19 protein-coding genes are annotated in these 21,743 nt (G+C 35.6%); 9 read left to right on the plus strand and 10 right to left on the minus strand.

What is annotated here, in order from left to right:
• Window positions 1-60 precede the first annotated feature (60 nt).
• Window positions 61-471 carry a response regulator gene (locus ACFSC2_RS21420; protein WP_379813135.1) on the plus strand — a complete coding sequence of 137 codons (411 nt, stop codon included), beginning with the start codon at window positions 61-63 and terminating at the stop codon, window positions 469-471.
• A 59-nt stretch (window positions 472-530) separates the two neighbouring features.
• The gene (locus tag ACFSC2_RS21425) at window positions 531-2,135 is read left to right on the plus strand and encodes a PAS domain-containing sensor histidine kinase (RefSeq protein WP_379813136.1); all 1,605 of its coding nucleotides are present in this window, start codon (window positions 531-533) and stop codon (window positions 2,133-2,135) included.
• A gap of 528 nt (window positions 2,136-2,663) precedes the next feature.
• On the opposite strand, the gene ACFSC2_RS21430 is transcribed toward ACFSC2_RS21425, so the two are convergent.
• Together ACFSC2_RS21430 and ACFSC2_RS21435 are read right to left on the minus strand one after the other, a co-directional pair.
• The gene (locus ACFSC2_RS21430; RefSeq protein WP_379818706.1) at window positions 2,664-2,915 is read right to left on the minus strand and encodes a hypothetical protein; all 252 of its coding nucleotides are present in this window, start codon (window positions 2,913-2,915) and stop codon (window positions 2,664-2,666) included.
• Between the two features lie 128 nt (window positions 2,916-3,043).
• Window positions 3,044-3,736: a CPBP family intramembrane glutamic endopeptidase gene (locus tag ACFSC2_RS21435; RefSeq protein ID WP_379813138.1), complete on the minus strand. Its 693-nt coding sequence runs from the start codon at window positions 3,734-3,736 to the stop codon at window positions 3,044-3,046.
• Between the two features lie 99 nt (window positions 3,737-3,835).
• Between ACFSC2_RS21435 and ACFSC2_RS21440 the strand changes: the two genes are divergently transcribed.
• From ACFSC2_RS21440 to ACFSC2_RS21450, 3 genes are all read left to right on the plus strand, one after another.
• Entirely contained in the window at window positions 3,836-4,264 is a 429-nt protein-coding gene (locus ACFSC2_RS21440; protein ID WP_379813139.1) for a helix-turn-helix domain-containing protein, read from the plus strand.
• A gap of 187 nt (window positions 4,265-4,451) precedes the next feature.
• The gene (locus ACFSC2_RS21445) at window positions 4,452-5,027 is read left to right on the plus strand and encodes a Crp/Fnr family transcriptional regulator (protein WP_379813140.1); all 576 of its coding nucleotides are present in this window, start codon (window positions 4,452-4,454) and stop codon (window positions 5,025-5,027) included.
• A gap of 68 nt (window positions 5,028-5,095) precedes the next feature.
• Window positions 5,096-5,548 (plus strand): carboxymuconolactone decarboxylase family protein, encoded by a 453-nt coding sequence (locus ACFSC2_RS21450; protein ID WP_379813141.1) that lies wholly within the window; start codon window positions 5,096-5,098, stop codon window positions 5,546-5,548.
• A 397-nt stretch (window positions 5,549-5,945) separates the two neighbouring features.
• On the opposite strand, the gene ACFSC2_RS21455 is transcribed toward ACFSC2_RS21450, so the two are convergent.
• Window positions 5,946-6,086, minus strand: coding sequence for a hypothetical protein (locus tag ACFSC2_RS21455; RefSeq protein WP_379813142.1), 141 nt, complete (start codon window positions 6,084-6,086; stop codon window positions 5,946-5,948).
• A gap of 813 nt (window positions 6,087-6,899) precedes the next feature.
• Window positions 6,900-9,263 carry an arylsulfatase gene (locus ACFSC2_RS21460; RefSeq protein ID WP_379813143.1) on the minus strand — a complete coding sequence of 788 codons (2,364 nt, stop codon included), beginning with the start codon at window positions 9,261-9,263 and terminating at the stop codon, window positions 6,900-6,902.
• A gap of 527 nt (window positions 9,264-9,790) precedes the next feature.
• On the opposite strand from ACFSC2_RS21460, the gene ACFSC2_RS21465 reads away from it, so the two are divergent.
• Window positions 9,791-10,792 (plus strand): helix-turn-helix domain-containing protein, encoded by a 1,002-nt coding sequence (locus ACFSC2_RS21465; protein ID WP_379813144.1) that lies wholly within the window; start codon window positions 9,791-9,793, stop codon window positions 10,790-10,792.
• A gap of 496 nt (window positions 10,793-11,288) precedes the next feature.
• Here the strand turns inward: ACFSC2_RS21465 and ACFSC2_RS21470 are convergent, their stop codons facing one another.
• The 4 genes from ACFSC2_RS21470 to ACFSC2_RS21485 form a co-directional block, all read right to left on the minus strand.
• Entirely contained in the window at window positions 11,289-12,599 is a 1,311-nt protein-coding gene (locus ACFSC2_RS21470; RefSeq protein ID WP_379813145.1) for a DUF1214 domain-containing protein, read from the minus strand.
• Window positions 12,600-13,525: 926 nt separating this feature from the next.
• Window positions 13,526-13,717, minus strand: coding sequence for a cold-shock protein (locus tag ACFSC2_RS21475; RefSeq protein ID WP_091490833.1), 192 nt, complete (start codon window positions 13,715-13,717; stop codon window positions 13,526-13,528).
• Between the two features lie 147 nt (window positions 13,718-13,864).
• Window positions 13,865-14,374: a response regulator gene (locus ACFSC2_RS21480; RefSeq protein WP_379813146.1), complete on the minus strand. Its 510-nt coding sequence runs from the start codon at window positions 14,372-14,374 to the stop codon at window positions 13,865-13,867.
• Window positions 14,375-14,670: 296 nt separating this feature from the next.
• Window positions 14,671-15,057 carry a response regulator gene (locus ACFSC2_RS21485; protein ID WP_379813147.1) on the minus strand — a complete coding sequence of 129 codons (387 nt, stop codon included), beginning with the start codon at window positions 15,055-15,057 and terminating at the stop codon, window positions 14,671-14,673.
• Between the two features lie 846 nt (window positions 15,058-15,903).
• On the opposite strand from ACFSC2_RS21485, the gene ACFSC2_RS21490 reads away from it, so the two are divergent.
• Window positions 15,904-19,179, plus strand: coding sequence for a CheR family methyltransferase (locus ACFSC2_RS21490; RefSeq protein WP_379813148.1), 3,276 nt, complete (start codon window positions 15,904-15,906; stop codon window positions 19,177-19,179).
• 154 nt (window positions 19,180-19,333) lie between these two features.
• Window positions 19,334-20,089, plus strand: coding sequence for an SDR family oxidoreductase (locus tag ACFSC2_RS21495; protein ID WP_379813149.1), 756 nt, complete (start codon window positions 19,334-19,336; stop codon window positions 20,087-20,089).
• A 142-nt stretch (window positions 20,090-20,231) separates the two neighbouring features.
• Here the strand turns inward: ACFSC2_RS21495 and ACFSC2_RS21500 are convergent, their stop codons facing one another.
• Window positions 20,232-20,489, minus strand: coding sequence for a hypothetical protein (locus ACFSC2_RS21500; RefSeq protein WP_379813150.1), 258 nt, complete (start codon window positions 20,487-20,489; stop codon window positions 20,232-20,234).
• 404 nt (window positions 20,490-20,893) lie between these two features.
• On the opposite strand from ACFSC2_RS21500, the gene ACFSC2_RS21505 reads away from it, so the two are divergent.
• On the plus strand, window positions 20,894-21,208 hold the full coding sequence (locus tag ACFSC2_RS21505; protein ID WP_379813151.1) for a hypothetical protein: 315 nt from the start codon (window positions 20,894-20,896) through the stop codon (window positions 21,206-21,208).
• Between the two features lie 167 nt (window positions 21,209-21,375).
• Here the strand turns inward: ACFSC2_RS21505 and ACFSC2_RS21510 are convergent, their stop codons facing one another.
• Window positions 21,376-21,615 (minus strand): hypothetical protein, encoded by a 240-nt coding sequence (locus tag ACFSC2_RS21510; protein WP_379813152.1) that lies wholly within the window; start codon window positions 21,613-21,615, stop codon window positions 21,376-21,378.
• Window positions 21,616-21,743 lie beyond the last annotated feature (128 nt).

Below are 21,743 nucleotides of genomic sequence, written 5' to 3' on the forward strand. Positions count from 1 at the left end.
TGGTGCATATTTTTGTATATTTGATACAATTGACTTGTTTAAACATTGTTCCTAACTATTATGAAATGCTTTTTAATTGACGACGACCAAGACGACAGGGAAATCTTTTCAGCAGCTTTAGATGCCGCTGATCCATCTTGCCAATGCATGACTGCCGAGTCAGCTGAAAGCGCCTTGAGAATATTGGACGAGGAGGCTGATTATGCACCGGATTTTATTTTCCTGGATCTTAATATGCCCCTTATGGACGGGCGTGCCTGTCTGGCTGAACTGCGAAAACGTCCCAAAATTGACAATATCACCGTGATAATTTATACCACTTCTTCCCACAGTAAGGATATTGAGGAGACACGTCGATTGGGTGCCTCACACTATTTGGTTAAGCCTGCCAGTTTTAACGGTCTGGTAACTTTCCTTAAAGCCTTACTCGAAGGAAAAAATGAAATCTACGAGCCTGCCGTCCAATTTTAACATTTGTCTAATGTTTTAGAATCACTTATCTTTATCCTTATATGAAGATAAATAATACTATGGAAAAGATAAGTGCTGATACAGCTGAGCTTTTCGAAATTCTCCCTGCCGCAGTTTTTGCCTGTGATATCAAGGGAAAAATTACGTACTTCAACCAAAAGGCAGCAGATTTTTGGGAGAAGCCCCATGAAATAAGTAGCGATATTTATTATCAGTCACTGAATATATATCACCCTGACGGAACGATTTTAAATATTGATCTGTATCCAATGCAGATGGCAATACGGGAAAGAACGGCCGTTAAGGATGCAGAAATCCTAATTGAGAGACCCGATGGTGTCTGCCTTTACGTGGAATCACACTGTACCCCAATATTAAATCCACTGGGAGAATTGACAGGTATAATCACTATGCTGATTGATAAGTCCGACAAAATGAGCCAGGTGCAGCACAATATAAGCAATCAGAAAAGCCAGGATAATTTAGTGAAGCATCTAGAGCTGAAAGTCATACAAGACAACCTGGACCTGCAAAAAAGTGAGGATCGTTATCATAAAATGGTTGAAGAAGTAGAAGACTATGCCATCCTGATGCTTGACACGGACGGCAATGTGCAAAACTGGAATTTAGGCGCACAAAAAATAAAGGGCTATACTGAAGAGGAGATTCTTGGTAAAAACTTTAGTTTGTTTTATCTCGATGAAGACAGGGAAAGAAATTTACCCCAGTCGCTGATCAGGCAGGCCGAACTTGAAGGTAAAGCCACCCATGAAGGCTGGAGGCTAAAGAAAAATGGGGAAAAATTTTGGGGATTTATTGTTTTAACCGCACTTCACGATGATGAAAATAACGTTATCGGGTTCTCAAAGGTTACAAGGGATCTGACAGAAAAAAAATTACTGGAAGACCAATTAAGGGAACACGCTAAAAACATAGAATTCCGCAACAAACAGCTGGAGGAATACGCCCACATTGCTTCACATGACCTGCAGGAGCCATTGCGCAAAATCAGGATTTTCTCAGAAATGCTGGCCAGTAAAATTACGGACAAAGAAGCCTTAACAGATATCCATAAGATTGAATCAGCAGCCGAGCGGATGACAGTGCTGATTAAAGATGTTCTTGCATACTCTGAAATTGCACAAGGTCAGCATATGTACAGCTGGACTGACTTGAACCACGTGCTCAATAATGTGAAAGAAGACTGCGAACTTGCAATTCTGGAAAAAAATATTAAAATAGAGCAGTCAATTCTACCCGAAATATATGCTGTTCCTATTCAGATGCACCAGCTATTCTCAAATCTGATAACTAATGCATTAAAGTTTTCCAAGCCTCTGGGAATAATTTCTATCCTTGGAACAATAATACCTAAATCACAGGCGAATGATTTTTTTGATTTTAGTGACGATACGAGTACCGACTATTTAGAATTAAAGTTTCGTGACAATGGATTGGGCTTTGATCCCAAATACAGTGATCATGTTTTTAAGCTGTTTCAAAGATTAGACACCACTAAAACCGGAACTGGAATAGGTCTTGCTCTTTGTAAAAAAATAATAGAAAACCATGGGGGTAAAATTACGGTAAAAAGTAAGGCGGGTGAAGGCACGGAATTCCTCATCTACCTTCCATTAAAGCTGCAGGATGGTACTGAAATCTGAAATAAATGTATTCCCAATACAAAGTGTAATTTGGATCTCACTGCTCTATTTTCACATACTGATGCTACAATTTAATAAGTAACCTGCTGCTGTACTGATAAAGCACATCAGTTTTCTTTATTGGAATCGTACCAGAAAAAAATAGCGCAAACAATGCATTAAAAGGATTAATATTTATATGAGATTCTGGATTTAAATTTTTATAAATAAAATTTTCAAAATTTAAAATTTTATTTCCTAATCTTTTTATCTTAAAACAATAAAATCTGAAAGATTTAATGTATTGTCAGAGGTTAAAAAGTCGTGACGAATAGCAGTTCTCCGGAATAAAACAGGGCGCTGCAGCAGCCCTAGCCCCGATAGGAGAGGAAATCCTTTTGTGCCGGGGTTCGGCACAAAAGATTGTAACGTATAGCGGGAAGAGCTCCTAAAAAAGAATTATATGCAATTGACGATTCTGACACTCAAATACATTCCGGTAAAAATTCTAATATATTATTTATCCAAACCATCCACAATTCTGTCCACCTATAACTTCAAAATCGATATACTGTCCTCAAGCTTTTCCCTTGCAATAAATGCTGTAATGAATTCGCGTACCTCGCTGTCACTTCCATTCTCAATCTCAAAAGAATTGATATGAAAGTCATCATCCTGGTCCAAAATGTGGATGATCTCCGTGTAGCCCTTTGCAATTAAACTGCCTTTTAATTTAATAATACTTGACTGCTGTTTGCCGTCCAGCTCTTTTCGAACCTTCAGCTTCATCCCCTTTTCCATGGCCTGTAATTTAAAATAGTATGTTTTGGTATTTCCTATCAAATATAAAAATTATTAAATAATATTTAGTTTAAGGTCGGAAATTTAACCTGCCTCAAATATTCAAAGTGACAGTATGGCCTGTGATTCTAGTTTACTTTTTTTACAGTGAAATATAAATGCAATCCCAAATACATCACAATGCTTGGAACAATACCTGTAAACAAAGACAAAAATAAATTGCTAAGATCTGAAAGTCCGGTTTTGGAAACCTGGTAAAATAGCAGCGAGCCGTAGGGTTCTTTCCCTTTAAAGAGAGCCTGGGCCAGATTCCAGCTGAAATGCATTCCAAGGGCAAGCCATATAGTGCCGGATTTAAGAAAGGCACCTGCCCATACATAACCTGCTAATCCGGTAATAATAAAAATATACATCATCGGTACGATACCGGCTCCAAACATTTCATAGGAAAACCAATGATAAAATCCGAAACAAATTGCTGAAAATATTCTGGCAGTTTTTGCATTTACAGCCTCTGCCAGCGCGTAAAGCAGAAAACCGCGGAAAACAAGTTCTTCGGTTAACGCCGCAATAAAATAATAACGTGCTGCTGCTTCCAACAGAAAGAAATCAACAGGCTCCTTTATTTCCCATCTGATAAGGCGTATTGCGCTGTCAATCCATATAGTGGAAAAGCATAATACTGCGACCAGCAGCATACTGATAAAAAAATACCGCATCCTTTTTCCGGCAGGTAAGATGCCCAGTACATCCCACTGTTTTCCATACATAAGAAAAGCAGTAACTGATGATAAAACGATTAAAAATAGTACTCCCAACATATTATAATAAATTTATTGAATTAATACGGCAAACTTATATTTTTGTTTAATAAATAAGTGGCGTCACATACAAATGGCGTTTAAATGACATGTACAATTATGCAGTATGATAAAATTAAAATCGGTGAATCTGTTAAATCACAAAGGCTGGCAAAGGGATGGACGCAGCATCATCTCTCGCAGATCAGCGGCATAGGCCTGCGGTCCATCCAAAGGATAGAGAATGGAGAGGTCGATGCGCGGATGTACACCCTTAATATACTGCAGGAAAAACTCAATTTTCAATTCGATGAAACTCATTTTAAGCCTTCCCCGTCCCCGCTGGACTATAAAGAAAAAAAAATCGCGCGCAGCCGGTTTGGGAAGATTGTACTTTCTTACGCAGCCGGCATCACAATAGTAATTTTAGCGGGAATATTTCTGACCCGCTCGGCCGCTTTCCCGGAAACAAACTTTGAATCCTTTATATTTATAAGCAGTATAATAACTTTATTCAGCTTTATGCTATTTTATATTTGGAAAAAATAAGGTTCTAATGGACGGTGCATTAAGCTTCAAAATTAACTTAAAAACACTGTAATAAAACCACCCGAAACTAAAGATCGAAACATTACAAAACTTATTAATTGCTATATTTGCATGACAGCACGCCAGCGGCACCATTCGGATTAAAAAGCTGGCCAAACAGTCAAAAACAATATGTCATTTACTCCGGATGCACAATATATTCAAAAACCATATAGCCAAGTTCGCACAGGTCTCAGACAGTGACTTTGAGCAGATCATAAAATTCTTCGACATCAAAGAGGCGGTCAAAAAAGAAAATTTACTGGAGCAGGGACAGATCTGCCGGCATCATTATTTTGTACTGGAGGGGCTGCTCAGAAAATTCTACATCAACGAGAAAGGCACCGAACAGACCACTGAATTTGCCATAGAAACCTGGTGGCTCACCGATAACTTTGCCTACGAGAACCGGCTCGCGACGGAATTTTTTATTCAGGCAGTGGAAAAATCAACGCTGCTTTACATCACTTCGGAGAAGCAGCAGAAGCTCCTGGAGGAGTATCCGGTAATGGAGCGCTATTTCCGTTTTGTCTACCAGCGGGCTTATGCAGCGGCCCAGAAACGCATCAAATTTCTTTTCTCTTTCTCCAAGGAAGAGTTTTATTTTCAGGCTGTCAGAAACCACCCCGAATTCATCCAGCGCGTTCCCCAATACCTGGTCGCTTCCTATCTGGGATTCACCCCCGAATATTTGAGCGAAATCCGCAGAAGGCTTCTTTCTTAAACCAGTTTAAGTTTTTTCCTTTTCTTATTATTCAATTTTGCATGAAACAATTTTAAAAGAATAATACCATGCAAAAAAGACTTAACATCAAGCAGGCCGCCCCGGATGCACTGAAAGCTATGATCGGCCTTGAAAGCTACCTTTCAAAGATTTCCATATCCAAGACAGCCAAAGAACTCATAAAGATACGTGCCTCGCAGATCAACGGCTGTGCCTACTGCATCAACATCCATACCCAGGATGCCGTTAAAAACGGCGAGACAAACCAGCGCATTTTTCTCTTGAGTGCCTGGAGGGAAGCGGGGGATATTTTTACAGAAGAGGAAAAAGCAGTGCTGGCGGTAACCGAAGAAATAACGCTGATCCATGAGAATGGCCTAACGGATGAAACCTACTCAAAGGCCCTGCAGTTCTTCAGCGAAACCCAGATAGCCGATATAATAACAGCCGTAATTACCATCAATCTTTGGAACAGGGTTGTTCTCAGCACCCGCCTTCTTATAGGAGAAAGTTTAGCATAAGATAGCAAAAAGAAACGGATTTAATCACGAATGATTCCAAAGGTTTAGAACTGCAATAGAATTTGATTATAAGGGGCCCGATTTATTTCGGGCTCAGTGCTTTTACGAAAAACTCATTTAGGATCGCCAATTGGTAAACTATTTAATATTTCCAAAGAACAGCATATTGCATATTCCGCTATTTGCCATAAAACTATCCCGTCAGCTGCTTAGCTGTGATAGCAGCGTAAATCTTTTTGCACTCAGGTCCAAGAAGATCAGAACGGAATAGCGGAAAAAGCTCCTAAAAAATGCCATTAGCAGCCCTTGCCGCCTAAAGGCGTCTATTGACGGTCAGAAATTTTGTAAAATTCTTTTATCGGCAAACTAAAGCTAAACAAATCGCAGGCAAATGCCGTTAAAGGATAACTGTAATGAGCAGCACCGCTATAAACGAAAGTATCGAAAAAACCATCACATTTATCATCATGCTTTTTCTTTTTATTGAATGCTGCGCTTTATCTATTTCATTGATTCTTTTCTTTTCGTGCTTTTTCATTATATTGTCAATTTTGAATGAGTGCAAAATTATAGCTCTTAGGCGGGAAACATTTACAACTTACTCCTTCAAATTATCATAATTCGATAAATGGCGGGTCAAAATAAACGACAATACTGGAGCTGCCATCAAATTTTATGATAAAAAATTAATACAGTATGTTCTGTTAAATGGATTATTCAATAACTTTTCCATCGATCCCCAGCAGGATAGCCAAACCAAATTTATAAAGTCAATGAAAGACAGTCTCAGTATGCCAATCTGTTCAAATCCTTCATAAAATATTTTGTAATCTGTCCTTTATGGGTCACCGCAAAGCCAAATGGCGCCAATTGGCGCCATTTTTTTTATTTACACTTTTAGACAAAGTAACTTTCATTCATATAACCTTCCGTATTCTTTCCCCCTATCAAAACAAAAAACATATTCATTTACACTAAAGATAAGATAGATTTTAACTTAATAGAATTCAAATACCAATAAAAGAAGAAAAATTATGACTCTTTAATATCCTAGATGTTTTCAATTTCTGCTCAATTACAAATAGCTCAATTACAAATAATAAAATCTTATTTTAAAAATCGTTAATCAATTTACCATTACTTGAATTTTCAACTTTTATACTTTCGATTATTAATTGTCCCTAAATTGAGGAAAAAAAAATGGTTTATCTTCCGCCGGCGTTACTTGCCGATAGTGTTGTTTGAAAAGGTAAAAAATTCTTGTGCGTCAGATACATTAATCGCTAAAAACAGTAACGCAATACATTTTAATTTTGCAAAGTGTTTTGTAATCTATAGTTTTAGTTAACATTTACTTTTTCTTGTACCTAATATTTACATTATTAATTTTTCCGTTAAAAGCAAAAGGAGCTTTTTCAAAGTAAGCTTCAGATATAGGAGAACCTAAATCAGTTCCAATATCTAAGCACTCATATACCGTAAATCCAAGATTAACAAGTATAGGAACATTACCTGTTGCATAAACTTTGCCATTTACACTTATATTTACTTTTGCTGAATTTAAATGGGCATATTGTGAATGTTTAGTTGTGTTTAAATCAATTACAATTTTTGCTTTACCTTCGGGTATTTTTGTATTTCCTTTAATTATAGATCGATCAATTTCCATCATATTATATTCATAGTACAATATTCCATCTTTTACATAAATGCTTAAACCTCCGGAATATCCTCCCAATGCCAATAATACTCCATTAGCATCTTTAGGAACTTCAGCATCAATTGTAATGGTATTGGCAACTGTTGCTATTTTTGGTGCAACCACTTCTGGAAGTCTTGTAATGTTTCCTGTATAGTTGAACTCCGTTGCAGGATTAATTGGTAAAGCCTCAGGATGAAGTGCGAGGTATAATCCTCCTCCAATTGGAAGATTATTGTTTTTAGCTGATTCAATAAGGAAAAGCTCTTTTAAAGCGTTTAATTTTTCGGGATTTTTGGCTGATAAATCATCTGCCTGAGAGAAATCATCATCTAAATTATAAAGTTCCCACTTGTCTTTATCTGGTGTCCAAGCTGCCAATCCAGGCGTTATAGTAAGCCAGGGAACTCTAGGCCCAAATGTCGAAGCCATCCACCCATCATGGTATATTGCCCGGCTACCCATAATATCAAAAAACTGTGTATGCTTTTGATCTTTGGCCTTGCCGTCGTTAAATGAATATAGCATACTCACACCATCAAAAGGATCCTGATTATAACCATTTACAATATTTGGAGTCTTAATTCCGATAGCTTCATATATAGTGGGAACTACATCATTCACATGATGAAACTGCGCGTGCGGAGTTTTGTCAATTTTTATTTTCTTAGGCCATGAAATTGCCAAAGGCTGTCTGGTTCCTCCAAAATAAGCTCCTAAAAGTTTTGTTCCTTTAAAAGGAGTAGATCCCGCCCAAGCCCATCCTGCATGATACATGTTATCAGCTTTTGGAGATCCTAAAACATCTAAACCTCCTAATTCGTTTGCTGTTTTAATATGGTCTTCGATTTTAGACGGAATTTGATTTTGTGTCAGCAATTCACTGATAGACCCATTAATTCCTTCTGCACTTGAACCATTATCCCCCCAAATGTAAAATATTAGCGTATTGTCTTTAATACCCATTTTTTCTAACTCATCGATAACTCGTCCAGCATCATAATCTGCCTGTTCAGCAAATCCCGCGTACACTTCCATTAATTTTCTTTGAAAAGGCTTTTCGCTTTCGGGAATGGCATTCCACGCAGCTAAATTATCAGGACGTGGCGTTAATTTTGCATTTGAAGGTATGTATCCAAGTTTTTTCTGTTTTTCAAAAACTCTTTCACGGTATTTATCCCAGCCATCATCAAATTTTCCTTTATACTTGTCGATCCATTGTTTTGGTACTTGATGTGGCCCGTGTGCTGCACCCGGAGCCCAATACATCAAAAAAGGCTGTTCAGGATGAATTGCCTGATGATTTTGAATCCATTCAATCGCATTATCTGCTAAATCATCAGAAAGGCTATAACCTTCTTCGGCAGTTTTAGGCAATTTTACAAATGTTGTGTTTTTAACTAAAGTTGGTTCATATTGAGATGTTTCTCCACTAAGAAATCCATAAAAGTATTCGAATCCATAACCGATGGGCCAAAATTCAAACGGTCCTGCCTGGCTTGTTTGGGCTCCTGGCGTGTTATGCCATTTTCCAAAGGCCGAAGTACTGTATCCATATTGTTTTAAAACTTCAGCAACTGTGGCAGAAGTTTTCGGAATAACGCCGCTGAATCCATCCCAATCATTCGCCAGCTCTGTAATTTGTCCGTTTCCAATACGTGTATGATTACGCCCTGTCAGTAAAGATGATCGTGTAGGCGAACACATAGCTGTAGAATGAAATCTATTATATGAAACACCGTTATTAGCCACTTTGGTCAAGTTTGGTGTATGCACTTCTCCTCCATAAGTATCTGGTAAACCTGGACCTGCATCGTCAATTAAAATAATTAAAATGTTTGGGGCATCTTTAGGAAGGTGTGATTGCACAGTTCTGTTTTTATAAACAGATTCATCAATTGTGCGCCCTGCCTGACTTGCCGTTGGAGTTGGACGAAATGGTAAAATTTCCTGAGCGTTAGAATTAATAGTATTACATAAAAACAACAATAGCAAAAGTTTGATTTGTACTTTCATAAAAATTACGTTTTAATTTGAATCAATTTAATTGCAGGTATAGCTGAGGAAACTTTGGGATAATAAAGTTACGCTTAAGAATATAAATCCTCTCTAATGTTGATGTTGCATATTATAATATGGAACAAGAAACTATTGTTTAGCGTAATTACATAAGGTTAAAATTAGATTAAAGCGTTCTGAATACTATTTTTTGGATCTGAATCCTTGCCAAGATTTATCATTATTGGCAAACTAAAATTGAAAAGAGATTAAAAATTATTTTACTAAATTTGAGAAGCTCTGTATTAGCATGTTAAAATTTCCAAAACCAATCCAATATGATTTCGATATTTTCAGCTTGTGTAGCGGTAGTAATTATTATTTGCTTCTTAGTTTCTATTCTATTAATTGGATATTCCCCGAAAACAAAGAAATATAACATTCTCCTTTCTATATTTTTTTTGTTATTATCCTATCCGTGTTTTATATTATTTCTAATCAACACTGGATTTCTCGAATATTTACCACATGTCTACAGAACAGGCATGATAGCGCATCTTTTGTATATGCCTGCCTCTTATTTATATATTAGATCAGTTGTAACCAATAGAGCATTAACCAAAATAGATTTTATACATCTCATTCCGGCTTTGATATATATAATAGACTATTTCCCTTTTTTTTGGTTGGCAGGATCGGAAAAAATAGCTTTCATGCATTCTAAACAATTGAGTAAAATGGTTTTGTTTTTTTATGAAAGCAGATTTTTTGTACCTGGCTTTTATATAGTTTTTAAATATGTTCTGGCTTTTACCTACTGGGTATTACAATCCATACTTTTGATAAAACTTTACAAAGTTAAAAACTCAGAATTTAAAAAAGAAAATGGAGTTTGGCTAAAGTGGCTGACTATTTTTCTGCTATCACAAGTATTTCTTTTTCTTCCTTCGTTACACATTTTACAGCCTGGAGGTGGAGATGATGAACTTACGGTATTTCTATTCATAGGTGGATTCACTGGTTTAACAGCAGTTTTTCTTTTCTTATTTCCTCCAATATTATACGGGATAAAAGGTGTCGTGCTCTTAGATAGTAAGGCTGTAATTTCTGAAACGGAATATAATTCTACCCTTTTTTCAATAGATGAAAGCAAAAAAGAACCCCAAAATTATCGGTATTTGTCAGAAGTAAAGATGAGAGAAATTGCAATAAACATTAAAAATCATCTTACTTTAAATAAATCATATTTGGATAGACAATATTCTTTACAGCAGTTAGCACAAGAACTTAGTATTCCCGCTCAATATATTTCTGCTGTCATTAACGAATTTGAAAAGATTAATTTTAATGACTTTATAAATTCCTATAGAGTAAAATATTGTCTCGAATTATTGAGTAACAATAATCATGGAAATCAAACTCTTGAAGCTATTGCGGCAGAAAGCGGATTTAATAATAGAAATACCTTTACTATCGCATTTAAAAAGGCAATGGGAAAAACACCTTCTGCTTATATTAAAAATATAAATAGCGCTAAAAATGTTTGATTTATCTATCTGAATATAAAAATTTATTTTTGTGGCAAAATGATTTGGAATTATTTACTTTCATGTAAATACTCCAGCTGCTGCACCGATTTTAAACATGCTTATAAATGGATTTTTTTAGAATTATGTCGCAATTGATTTGAATCTAAAATGTTTTTTGCCACAAAAAGTTAAGGCTGTTTATTTTTACTTTAAATAAATTATTAAATAATATTTTCTTGAACTCATTTGTGATAATATTTTTTTTTTCATATAATCCCCAACAGTACATCTAAACCAAATTTACTAAGCCAATGAAAGACAGCGTCTAGATGTAGTAGGCCAATATCTTTAAATCTTCCATAAATTTTGTTGAAATTGTCCCGTCGAGGGTCACAAAAAGCCAAATGGCGCCAATTGAAGACAGTTAGCGCCATTTTTTATGCTATTGCTATTATTAGTAAAAGCAAATCTTTTCTACTCTTATTAACTTAGCCCCGAGAGCATATAATTATAGTTAATTAATTTTTGGCGTTTGTTGCTTTAGTAAATCCGGCGGGGAATAACTGCCATCGATTATATCCTGCGATGGTCCATAATATCTAAAAGTTAGGTTGTATTTTTTACCCTCAGGCGTCGGTATCCAGTTGGATTCCGGCAAATTTTGAGGTTTTTTAGGGCTATAAATAATAGTCAGTGAACCGTCATTATTGAATTTTAATGGTGATTGATTATTTAAAAGATATCTTTTCAAAGGATTTGGAATCACCTTAAACTCTTTTCCGTCAACACAGATCACAGACCAGAAATATTTTACTTTGGACTGAGGCAGCTCATTTTTAGCAAAAGTCTGAGTGTAGACTGCACTTCCATCATTTCCCGTTCTGATAAAGTAAATAGCTTCTTGTAAATTATTAGCCCAGATTCCTCCCAGATTAACCACGGTTCGGGTTTTAAAGTTTGATCCATAATTTCCTATTCCAACAGGATGCGACCATCCATTCTGTTTTTCTCCGGGCGTTTTAATTAATTCAGCAAGCTCCTTTAATGACTTCTGTTTAATTATTTGATCCACTCTGGTTCTAGCTTCACTTCCTGATTTTACCAATTTTTCTACCTCCTTAACTTTAGCTCGTACATTTTCCATTCCTTTGTTAATATCTGGCTCGCTGTTTAAAATTCCACTGGCGTCATCAAATAGTTCTGCTCCCGGCAATTTATCATTTGTAAAGTGAGCTAACTTATAAAATGGCCTTATCTGTGGTTTACCGCTTTCAATTACTTTAAACTGCTTTTCAAGAATTACAGCCTCCTTAACATTTTTACCTAGTTCCAAACGCGCCAAAACCCGCGATGTTTTCACGGGAAGATCAACTCGAAGTGCATCACCCGGTATTTTTGGATTACTGCCTTTCAAGCATAAAGCATATTTACCGTAAGGTTTTTGAGGAAAGGTTCTCTCGTTAATATTAAGTATGGTTTCTCCCCATCCATTTAGCATATGCCAGGTGTAATAACGTCCCTCAATTTTAGGAATTTCCAATATCACATAATTATTCTCATCAACCGCTATCCAGGCTTCCATATAGACTACGTCCAAATTTGGATTCGCCCAGTTAACTCCACCCGGTGCGCGATACTGAATTTTATTCCATTGAAAACCTTCTTTTTCAAAATCAAGACGCTGTTGTCTAAGTACAAATGCTCTCCCAAGCAGATACAAATAGGCATCTGAAATATCATTATCTGATAATGCTTCGACTTTAGATACATTATTATTATCAATTACTTTTTGTTCTTTTTTACAAGACAGTAATAACAAAAACATAGAAAGGTATAGAAATGATTTTTTCATAAAAATATTTTTAAATAGTTAATATCAAAATCGTTATTTAAAATTATTTATAAAAGTTTACTTACCCTTACAAACTGAAAAAAAATACGTTTCATCTTATAAAATGAAACAAAATATTTGACCATTCTAATTTTTCCGGCAAAATCGTGCCATGCAAATATTGGAGCAGCTTCTGATTTTGCCACAAAAAAGCTAAGGCGGTTTTAATAAAAACAGGATAATATTTATTTTTTTGATGCTACATTTTCCACAAATCCTCAACAGGACATCTAAATCAAATTACCAAAGCCACTGGAGGACAGATAACTACATATAATAAGCCAATTTCTTAAAATCATCCAAAAAAAATGTTGAAATTTGTCCCGTCGGGGTCACAAACAAGCCAAAAGGCGCCAATTGAAGACAATTGGTGCCTTTTTTATATAACCTTTCTAATTTTTATTAGTCTAAAGAGCTGAAATATACTTTGTTTTATTATATCAGTATAAAAGCTAAGTGTACAGCAAAGCTGAGAGACAACTCCCTGTGTTGAATAGATAGACATCAATTGGGTTTGAATGGTACATCTCTCCAACACAAAAACAGGGCTCTTTGGCAGCCCTTAGCCCCGATTGCCTCGCCAGTTCGCTTCGCTCGTATGCAGTGAAATCCTTTTGTGCCGGGGTTCGGCACAAAAGATTGAAACGGATAGCGGGAAAAAGCTCCCAAAAAATAATATTACATACAATTGACCCGAGGCTGGGCACAAAAGATTGCTACGCCAGTTCGCTTTCGCTCGGGTGCATCTTACAGCGGGAAAAGCTCCTGAAAAATAAATACTAATAATATATACACCACATCCATAAAACAAAAAAGGCACCTGATTAGAGGTGCCTTTATAAGTTAACTGTGATAGTATATTATGCTACAACTACGTTTACTGCGTTTGGACCTTTACGGCCTTCTTCTACGTCATATCGAACTGCATCGTTTTGAGCGATGTTTTCTGACAGACCTGAAGCATGAACAAAAACTTCGGCCCCTCCATTATTAGGAGTTATGAATCCGAATCCTTTTTCTTCATTGAAAAATTTTACTGTACCTTCTTGCATTTTAATGTATTTAATTGCTCAAAGATAAGATTATTAAAATGGGAACCTATTAATATTGAGGGTTTTATTTTCAAAAGTAATTCTGCATCCCAAAAACAAGGTTAAAAGCGCATTATAATTACAGTACACAATGATAAAGACTATTGTTTAATCCTTATGGGATATATTCTTCTCCGAAACAAAAAATAAACTTACAACCGGTCTTAGTAAAGCTTTTGTCCAGTGCAGGAGAAAGACTTTCTTTAGCAGCAACACAAAGCCGGTAAAAGAATTCGGCTTCTGCACGTACAGATCCGCTCCCTTATCAAATGAATCTTCAATATCTGCTGGGTGGCTCCAAGTGGAGAGCATAACGGCTGGGATGTCCCGAAGCTCTTTATCGCTTTTTATTTCTTCCAGCGCCTTCTTCCCGCCTTTAACAGGCATATTGACATCGATAAAAATAATATCGGGATTGGGTTCGGACTGATCTCTGAGAGTATCCAAGAGCTCCTGCCCGTTTTCAACGGTCGTTACCTCAGAGGGGACCTGCGCCTCATCCAGGGCATCGATGAATAATTCCTGATCGTCTTTATCATCTTCTGCCAGTATAATTTTTACAGGCTCTTTTTCATTTGACCCTTCAGGGGCCAGGTGGTGATTCTCGGAACTTATCATCTCGCAGGGGTTTTAAACTTACCAAATGTACAGAATTAATGCATGCAAAGGTTTTAATAAAGCAGCATTCTTTAAATCAGAACCAGATTGCCTGAGCCAGACTCTGCACACCGCTGAGACCTTAAAAGCCAGTTTGAGGCTATTGTTCTTCCCTAAAAATATGCAGATATTTTTGAAAAACGGGCGCAATAGCTTTGTACTAATAATCTTAGATATGCTCGAAGTGAAAAGATCAATAGTGCTTTTACTATTTGCCGTACTGCCTAAAATAAAATTGAATTTTTCCAGTACAGATTTTATTTCTCCTCCAGTATATTTTTCAGTAGTGCCGTCAACTCTGCAAAACTATTGGGTTTACTAATATACCTCTCCGTATCATGAATAATCGACAATTGTGCAGCCGCATTTTCGGAATAGCTGGAATATATAATTACCGGAATGGGTTTGAGCTTTTCGACAGCTCTCATTTTTTCTATAAATTCATTCCCATTTAAAACAGGCATATTGTAATCTAAAAAAATAAGATCAGGAAGAATTTTTGTACTTTTCAAAAACTCTAAAGCTTTAACGGGATTTGTTTCTGCCAGGTAGGTAACATTTTTATCCAAAGAATTGATGGCTTCGATAAACACATCGGCATCATCACTATCATCGTCAATCAGCAGTATATTTCTATATAACATGGCATATAATTATTTATAGTTATTATCTAACCGCTTTTAATTTCACTGAACATGAAAGTTTAATTTCGGTATTTTTTTTTAAGTTTTATTGCTTTAAAGACACCTGTGCTAGAAAGTAGAGATCAAACAGTTATTAAACAGAACTTTTTCAATTAATAATTTTATGGAGATCTTTGTTTTTTATAATTCCAAAAAGCCGCTTGTTTTTTAAGCAGCAAACTGTCAGAACGTTTTAATTTTTGACTATTCCCAAAATTAAACCACTCTCACTGCTGCATCTTACACAATACTATTGAGGTATTACAGGATTCAAACATAAAAATCTTTATATCAATACTTTACATGAAAAGCATTGAATAGGAGATGAGGATTATCAAATTTTATTAAAACTTCCTGCTTGGTAAAATAACATAGATGATTTTTTTTTCAGTATAAAAACTTAAAAAAAACTACCGCAATTCACTGTAGATCAAAATATTGAAAATGGCAATTATATAACAATGCCTGCTAAAAATCTACTACCTTTACTATCCCGTCAAACTTATTGGTTTAAATTTTATGAAATTTATTAGTAATAATATCAAACTGCCGCAGATCAACTCTATTTAAACGATTTTAATCTTTTATATACCTTGCATTCTCATCATATTTTATCTTGGTCTTACAACTGTAATTTTTATATATGATGCATCCAAGTTAAACACGCAGTAGGTCACCTATTTTTTAAACTTTATACTTTCAATCCGTAATTTGATTTTGAGGCAGCTGCATGGTGCAGCTGCCTCAGCTGGAAACTGCATTAATTAAAGCAGAAGTGAAATGCGCTGCTAAATCAAACGAATGCTTATGGAAACTGCTGCACTTGAAAAAAATCAAATTAACCTTCCCTTTTTTCCCGTCGTTGGAATTGCTGCGGAAGGCTCTGAAATAGATATTGTTAAACAAATCCTTTCTGGTATTACTCCAAATTCCGGTATGGCATTTCTGGTTATGGAGAATTTAGAGTCCCGCCAGAATGCGGATCTTACCCAGCAGCTTGCGGATTGTGTTAAAATGCCGGTTTATGAAATAGTAAATACCGTAGAATTAAAGCCGGATCATATATACGTCATACCCGAGAAAAACTTTCTTATACTTGAAAATGAAATTTTAAAGCTAAAACCGGCCATTCGAGGCAGCAGGACTAATAACTGTCTGGATATTTTTTACAATGCTCTGGCACAAAAATACGAGAGTTATGCCATAGGACTGCTGGCTTGCCAGTCTTCTATAGATGGGGCGGCAGGACTTAAAAATATCAGAGAACAAGGCGGTGCATCGGTTTCTGCAGTCACAAAAAGCGGTTTTGAACTTAATAAGGCTAATGCTGAGTTTATTGATTACTTTACAGCCCCCCTACAAACTGCCGCTAAGCTGCTGGAGATTAGAGAAAGTTATTTAATCAATGGAGCCTACGAGGAAAAGGAAGCATCAGCAGAACAGGACGAATTCTTAAGGCAAATCATTGATCTCGTGGCTGCAAGATCCGGTACTGATTTTCATCATTATAAAGAACAGACCATTCGAAGGAGGATTGCCAAAAGAATGGTAATTACCAGACAAGAAAGTGCGGAAAGCTATCTTACCTTACTAAAAAGTAAAACGACTGAACAGGATTTATTATTTAACGATATTCTTATTCCTGTAACCTACTTTTTTAGAGATCAGCTTTTCTTTGATAGTCTGTCAAAAGTAGTTTTTCCCTCTCTTGTAGAATCGCTTAGAGGAAAAGAATTAAGAATATGGTCAGCAGGATGCTCTACTGGTGAAGAAGCTTATTCATTGGCAATTTCACTTACTGAATATCTCGAACAAACCAATAACAGCGAGATCATCATCAAAATATTTGCTTCTGACTTATCCGAAAAATGTATTGAAAAAGCCCGTCTTGGCATATATACGAATCAGGATGTAAAGAATATAAGCGGGGAAAGACTGGCAAAATATTTTACGAAAAAGGAAAGCGGTTATCATGTCAGCAAGTCAATCCGTGACAGCTGTATTTTCGCTGTCCATGATCTCACAAAGGATTTTCCTTTTTCTAAAATTGATTTTATAACCTGCCGTAATGTATTGATCTATTTTAATGCTGATATGCAGAATAAGGTCCTTTCTTCTTTTCATTATGCACTTCGAGACCAAGGTTTTCTTTTCTTAGGAAAGTCTGAATCTGCCGCACGCGTCGAACAGTTATTTACAGCTGTGGAAAGACAGGTAAAAATATACCGATGCAGAAAAGCATACTATCGCTTTACCTCTGAAATGCCGGGTTATACAGCTGAAAAATCAATCAGTAAAATAGACAGTCCTGAAAATACAGTTACGAATTATAAAAAAATTGCAACTGACATGCTTCTTGAACAATATTCGCCTGCTGCTGTTGTAATTAACGAAGATTTTGAAATCGTCCATTTTCATGGTGATACGAGTTCTTTTTTGCAGCCTTCTGCTGGTAAGCCCAGCTTTAATATCATAAATATGGTTTCTCATGAAATTCGTTTTTCACTTAGAAATGCCATTTTAAAAGCGCGAAATGATAAAAGAAATTGCACTGGAGGCCCTATTACAATAAAAAATCAGGATTTCAGCACTTCTTTCGAAGTGGTATATCTTCCATCAAATATCGAACTGCTGCTTGTTATTTTTCACAGAAAACCAAATTCAGCAGAAAAGGAAGCACAGAATAACAATACATCAGAACAAAAAGAGATTGAAACACAGCTGTTTCAGCTTCAGAATGACTTCAAATATTTAACAGAGGAACAGCAGGTTTATTTTGAAGAACTTCGCACCTCTAATGAGGAGCTTCTGCATAGAACTGAAGAACTTCAATATCTAAATGAAGAACTGCAAACTTCTGTAGAGGAGCTTCATTCTAACAATCAAGAGCTCTCCTGTACAAATGATGAGCTTCAGAGTCATAGAAAGCAGCTGCATTCAATGAGAAATTTCTACGAATCGATTGTTAAAACAATTCGGGAGCCGCTTTTAATAATAGACCGTAATTTTATCATCCACAGCGCTAATCCTTCCTTTTACAGCTATTTTAAAACTAGTGAAGAACTTATTGAAGGAATTTCGATTTCTGAAATAGGAAATGCCCTTTGGAATACAGTTGAATTTCAAGAATTAGTGATGAAAAAAATAAGCAGGGATCAACCGGTTGTGAATGCCAGAATACAATTCAGTGAAAATCCAGCCGTGAAAAAAGTAATGATTATTAATGCCGCACCAATTACTGACTCTATACCTGAGGGCTTGATTTTAATTGCTCTTGAAGATATTACAGATTTGGAAAAAAGCAATGCAGATTTACAGCTAAAAAATAACGAGCTGCTAAAAAGAAGCACACAACTGGAATCTTTTACCGCCGCAGCGGGCGAACAGCTCTTGGAACCGATTCGAAAAATGTACATGTTCGGCAAAAAGATTATTGATCATGAACCTGAATTATCGACATCTTCCAAACATAATGTAAGACGACTGCTTCATTCGGCCGCCAATACAAACCAGCTCATAGAAGATTTGGTCACCTATTCCAAACTTAATTTTGCGGAAAAAAGATTCAAAAATGCAGATCTTAATTTAATAATAAAAAAAGCCTTAAACGATCTAAAAAAGGTTATAACAGAGCATAAAGCCATTATTACAGTAGACCCACTGCCTCCTATGAAAATTATAGCTTCTCAGTTTCATCTGCTGTTTGTAAATGTAATTTCTAACGCAATAAAGTTTGCCCAGCAGGATATAGCTCCTCATATTAAAATTGGGATGCATTATCCAAATCAGGAAATATTTGACACATTTAATGCTGATTCTGAAACAGATTATATAATACTCTCGATAAGAGATAACGGAATTGGCTTTAAAAAAGATTTTGAAAACCGCATCTTTGATCCATTTTTCCGCCTGCAGAGCAATGATGAGCAGTACGGCAGCGGACTTGGCCTGGCTTTGGTGCAAACCATTATTTCGAACCATAACGGTTTTGTAAGAGCTTCGAGCGAACCTGGAAAAGGCACGACATTATATTTGGGCCTGCCTTTAGAAAAATCATTGGTTGATTCTTGTGCGCGAGATTAAAAAATGTGAAATAAAAATATGTTAACGCAAAACTTATAAATCAAAAATCAAATTCTGTAAGCAAAAATCAATGTGTTATAAGATATTTGGATAAATCAAACATTTGGAACAGAATAAATTATCATGTAACGCATTAAATTACAAAAATACAATTATGGGAAATTTATCAAACTACTTTGGACAAAATATCGACAGAAAACGTATTGTCATAACTGGAGGTACAACAGGTATCGGAAAAGCGACTGCCGAGCTTTTATCATCTCTTGGCGGACATGTTTTTATTTTTGGAAGAGATGAAAAAGATTTTCAAAAAGCTATGAGCGATATAAAAGCTCAAGCTCAGGGAAATGTTTTTGGCACTACAGGAGATATTTCAAAAAAGGAAGATTTACAGCTTATCTGCAAAGAAATAGACAATACTCTTGGAGGCATTGATATCTTAATCAATAATGCGGCCTTATCAGCTGACGGAATTACCAATGAGAACTATGATAATATTAAGTATGTACTGGAAACTAATATTTTAGGATATCTGGCTTTTACCAAAGAGGCTGTTTCCAGAATGAAAAACCAGCAAAGCGGTCACATTGTAAATATTGGATCTATGAGCGCGGAAAGCAAGGAGAAAACCAGTACGGTTTACGTCGCAACAAAATCGGCTATAAGAGGATACAGCACTTCTCTCCGAAAAGAAATTAATGAGTTTGGAATAAAAGTTTCGCTTATTGAACCTGGTTCTGTTACCAGCGACATGCAGCGTGATCCTATAGAGCAGCAGAAAGAAAAAATCAAAAAATTAGAAATGCTTGAAGCGGAAGATATTGCCATGAGTGTATTATTTTGCTTATCGCAGCCCAAACGATGCGATATTGTAACGATGCAGGTTAGACCCCATTTGCAAGCTATATAACGTATTTTGATAGTCAGCAAATTTAAATTGATTCAATATATTAAATTTCAGTAAAAAAATAAAGCTGTCTTTACATAAGTTAAGGCAGCTTTATCATTTTGAATAAGATATTTAAAGGGCTTATTATGCTCTTCCATAAAACTTAGCCATTTACTGTTTTGTCTTCGGCATCATGTCCTTCTAACTTAACCAGCTTATTATAAACTCCAAGTAATAAAAATGGTGATGCCCATTGACCTACAAATAGTGCAGTATGCTTTCTGCCCAAACATTTTAAGGTTAATGACGTTCCCATTGCAGCAAGTGCAGCGTATAAAAATAAATCTGATGACAGTTTTGAAGTTTGTTCTTCGATTGCTTTTGCCGTAGCTCCTTCTGTGTTTTGATTTTCAAATGACATAATATTTTGTTTAAAATTAATAATTGGAAAAGTAGAACATCACTAAAGAGGGTTTTTACAGAATTCAACTCAAAAGTTACAACATTGATTACAATTTATTAATTATCAAACAATTAACAGTAGTTTTAAAATTTTGCAAAGAGCTTGCAAAGATTTTAACCAAGTTATTATATAAAACAATAAAATTTGGTTCTTCTCATTTAAACCTAAAGCGAAAATGACTTTTAGCTTTTTTAAACATAAGCAATGAAAATTATACAACTATAAATGTTCAGACTATAAATTTAAACTGGATAGCTCTTTTACATTTGCAAATGATGCTTCAGGAAACGAATAGAATAGCATCAAATAAGGCGTAACAGTAAAAATTACTGCAGCAAAAAAATAATTTAAAAAATTGTATTATGAATTTAAATAAAACAGAAAATTACGGTCAGGAAGATCAGGATTTTCAAAATAATGAATTAAGAAACGAAAGACAGGAAAATGAAACCTCTTCAGTAGATCATTCTATAAGCAATAATGCTGAACCAGATTATGGAAATGAGTTTAGCAGCGAAGAATTTAAAGCTGATGAACTGGGTAATCAAAACCTAGGAAATGATGAATTCAATAACGAGGAACTTGATAGAGATGCATTTGAGACCGAAGACAATGATGAATTCGGCACGGAAGAATTAGATAACGAAGGTCTTGATGATATTGATGAAAAGAACTAATCTCGATCGTATTTCGTAAATCTATTTCAGAACCGACTTTTGAGGCGGTTTTTTTATGAAAAATTATAAATTACTATTTTCGATTTCCTGCCTCAACAGCATTAAAAATAAAAGCCTGTTTTTTGAAAAAAAACAGGCTTTTAAATCAAATAATCAACAAAGATATATTACGGTCTTGTTGTTCCGTTAAGAGTATCTCTTCGTTGAGGAGGCGACGTTTCAGTTTTAGGGGTAGTACCTTTCTTTTTGTTAGAACGCTGTTTAGTAATCGTGTCTCCTTTTTTATTACCAGACTTATGCTCAGAACCTTGCTTACTTTTCTTGTTGTAAGTAGAATCTGTTTTAGTTGTAGACTTTGTTTTCGCAGGAGTTGTCTGTGCTGATGCATATACAAATGATAATGCCATACAACAGGTTAAAAATAAATTTTTCATAATTCAATAGTTTAAATAATAATTTGATATAGAAACAAATAGCTTTTTGTTCTGCTGTAAATGTTGCGCACTTAGTATTCAGTTATTTATAAAACCTTATG

It is taken from the genome of Flavobacterium artemisiae, assembly GCF_042678225.1.
Lineage (GTDB): Bacteria > Bacteroidota > Bacteroidia > Flavobacteriales > Flavobacteriaceae > Flavobacterium > Flavobacterium artemisiae.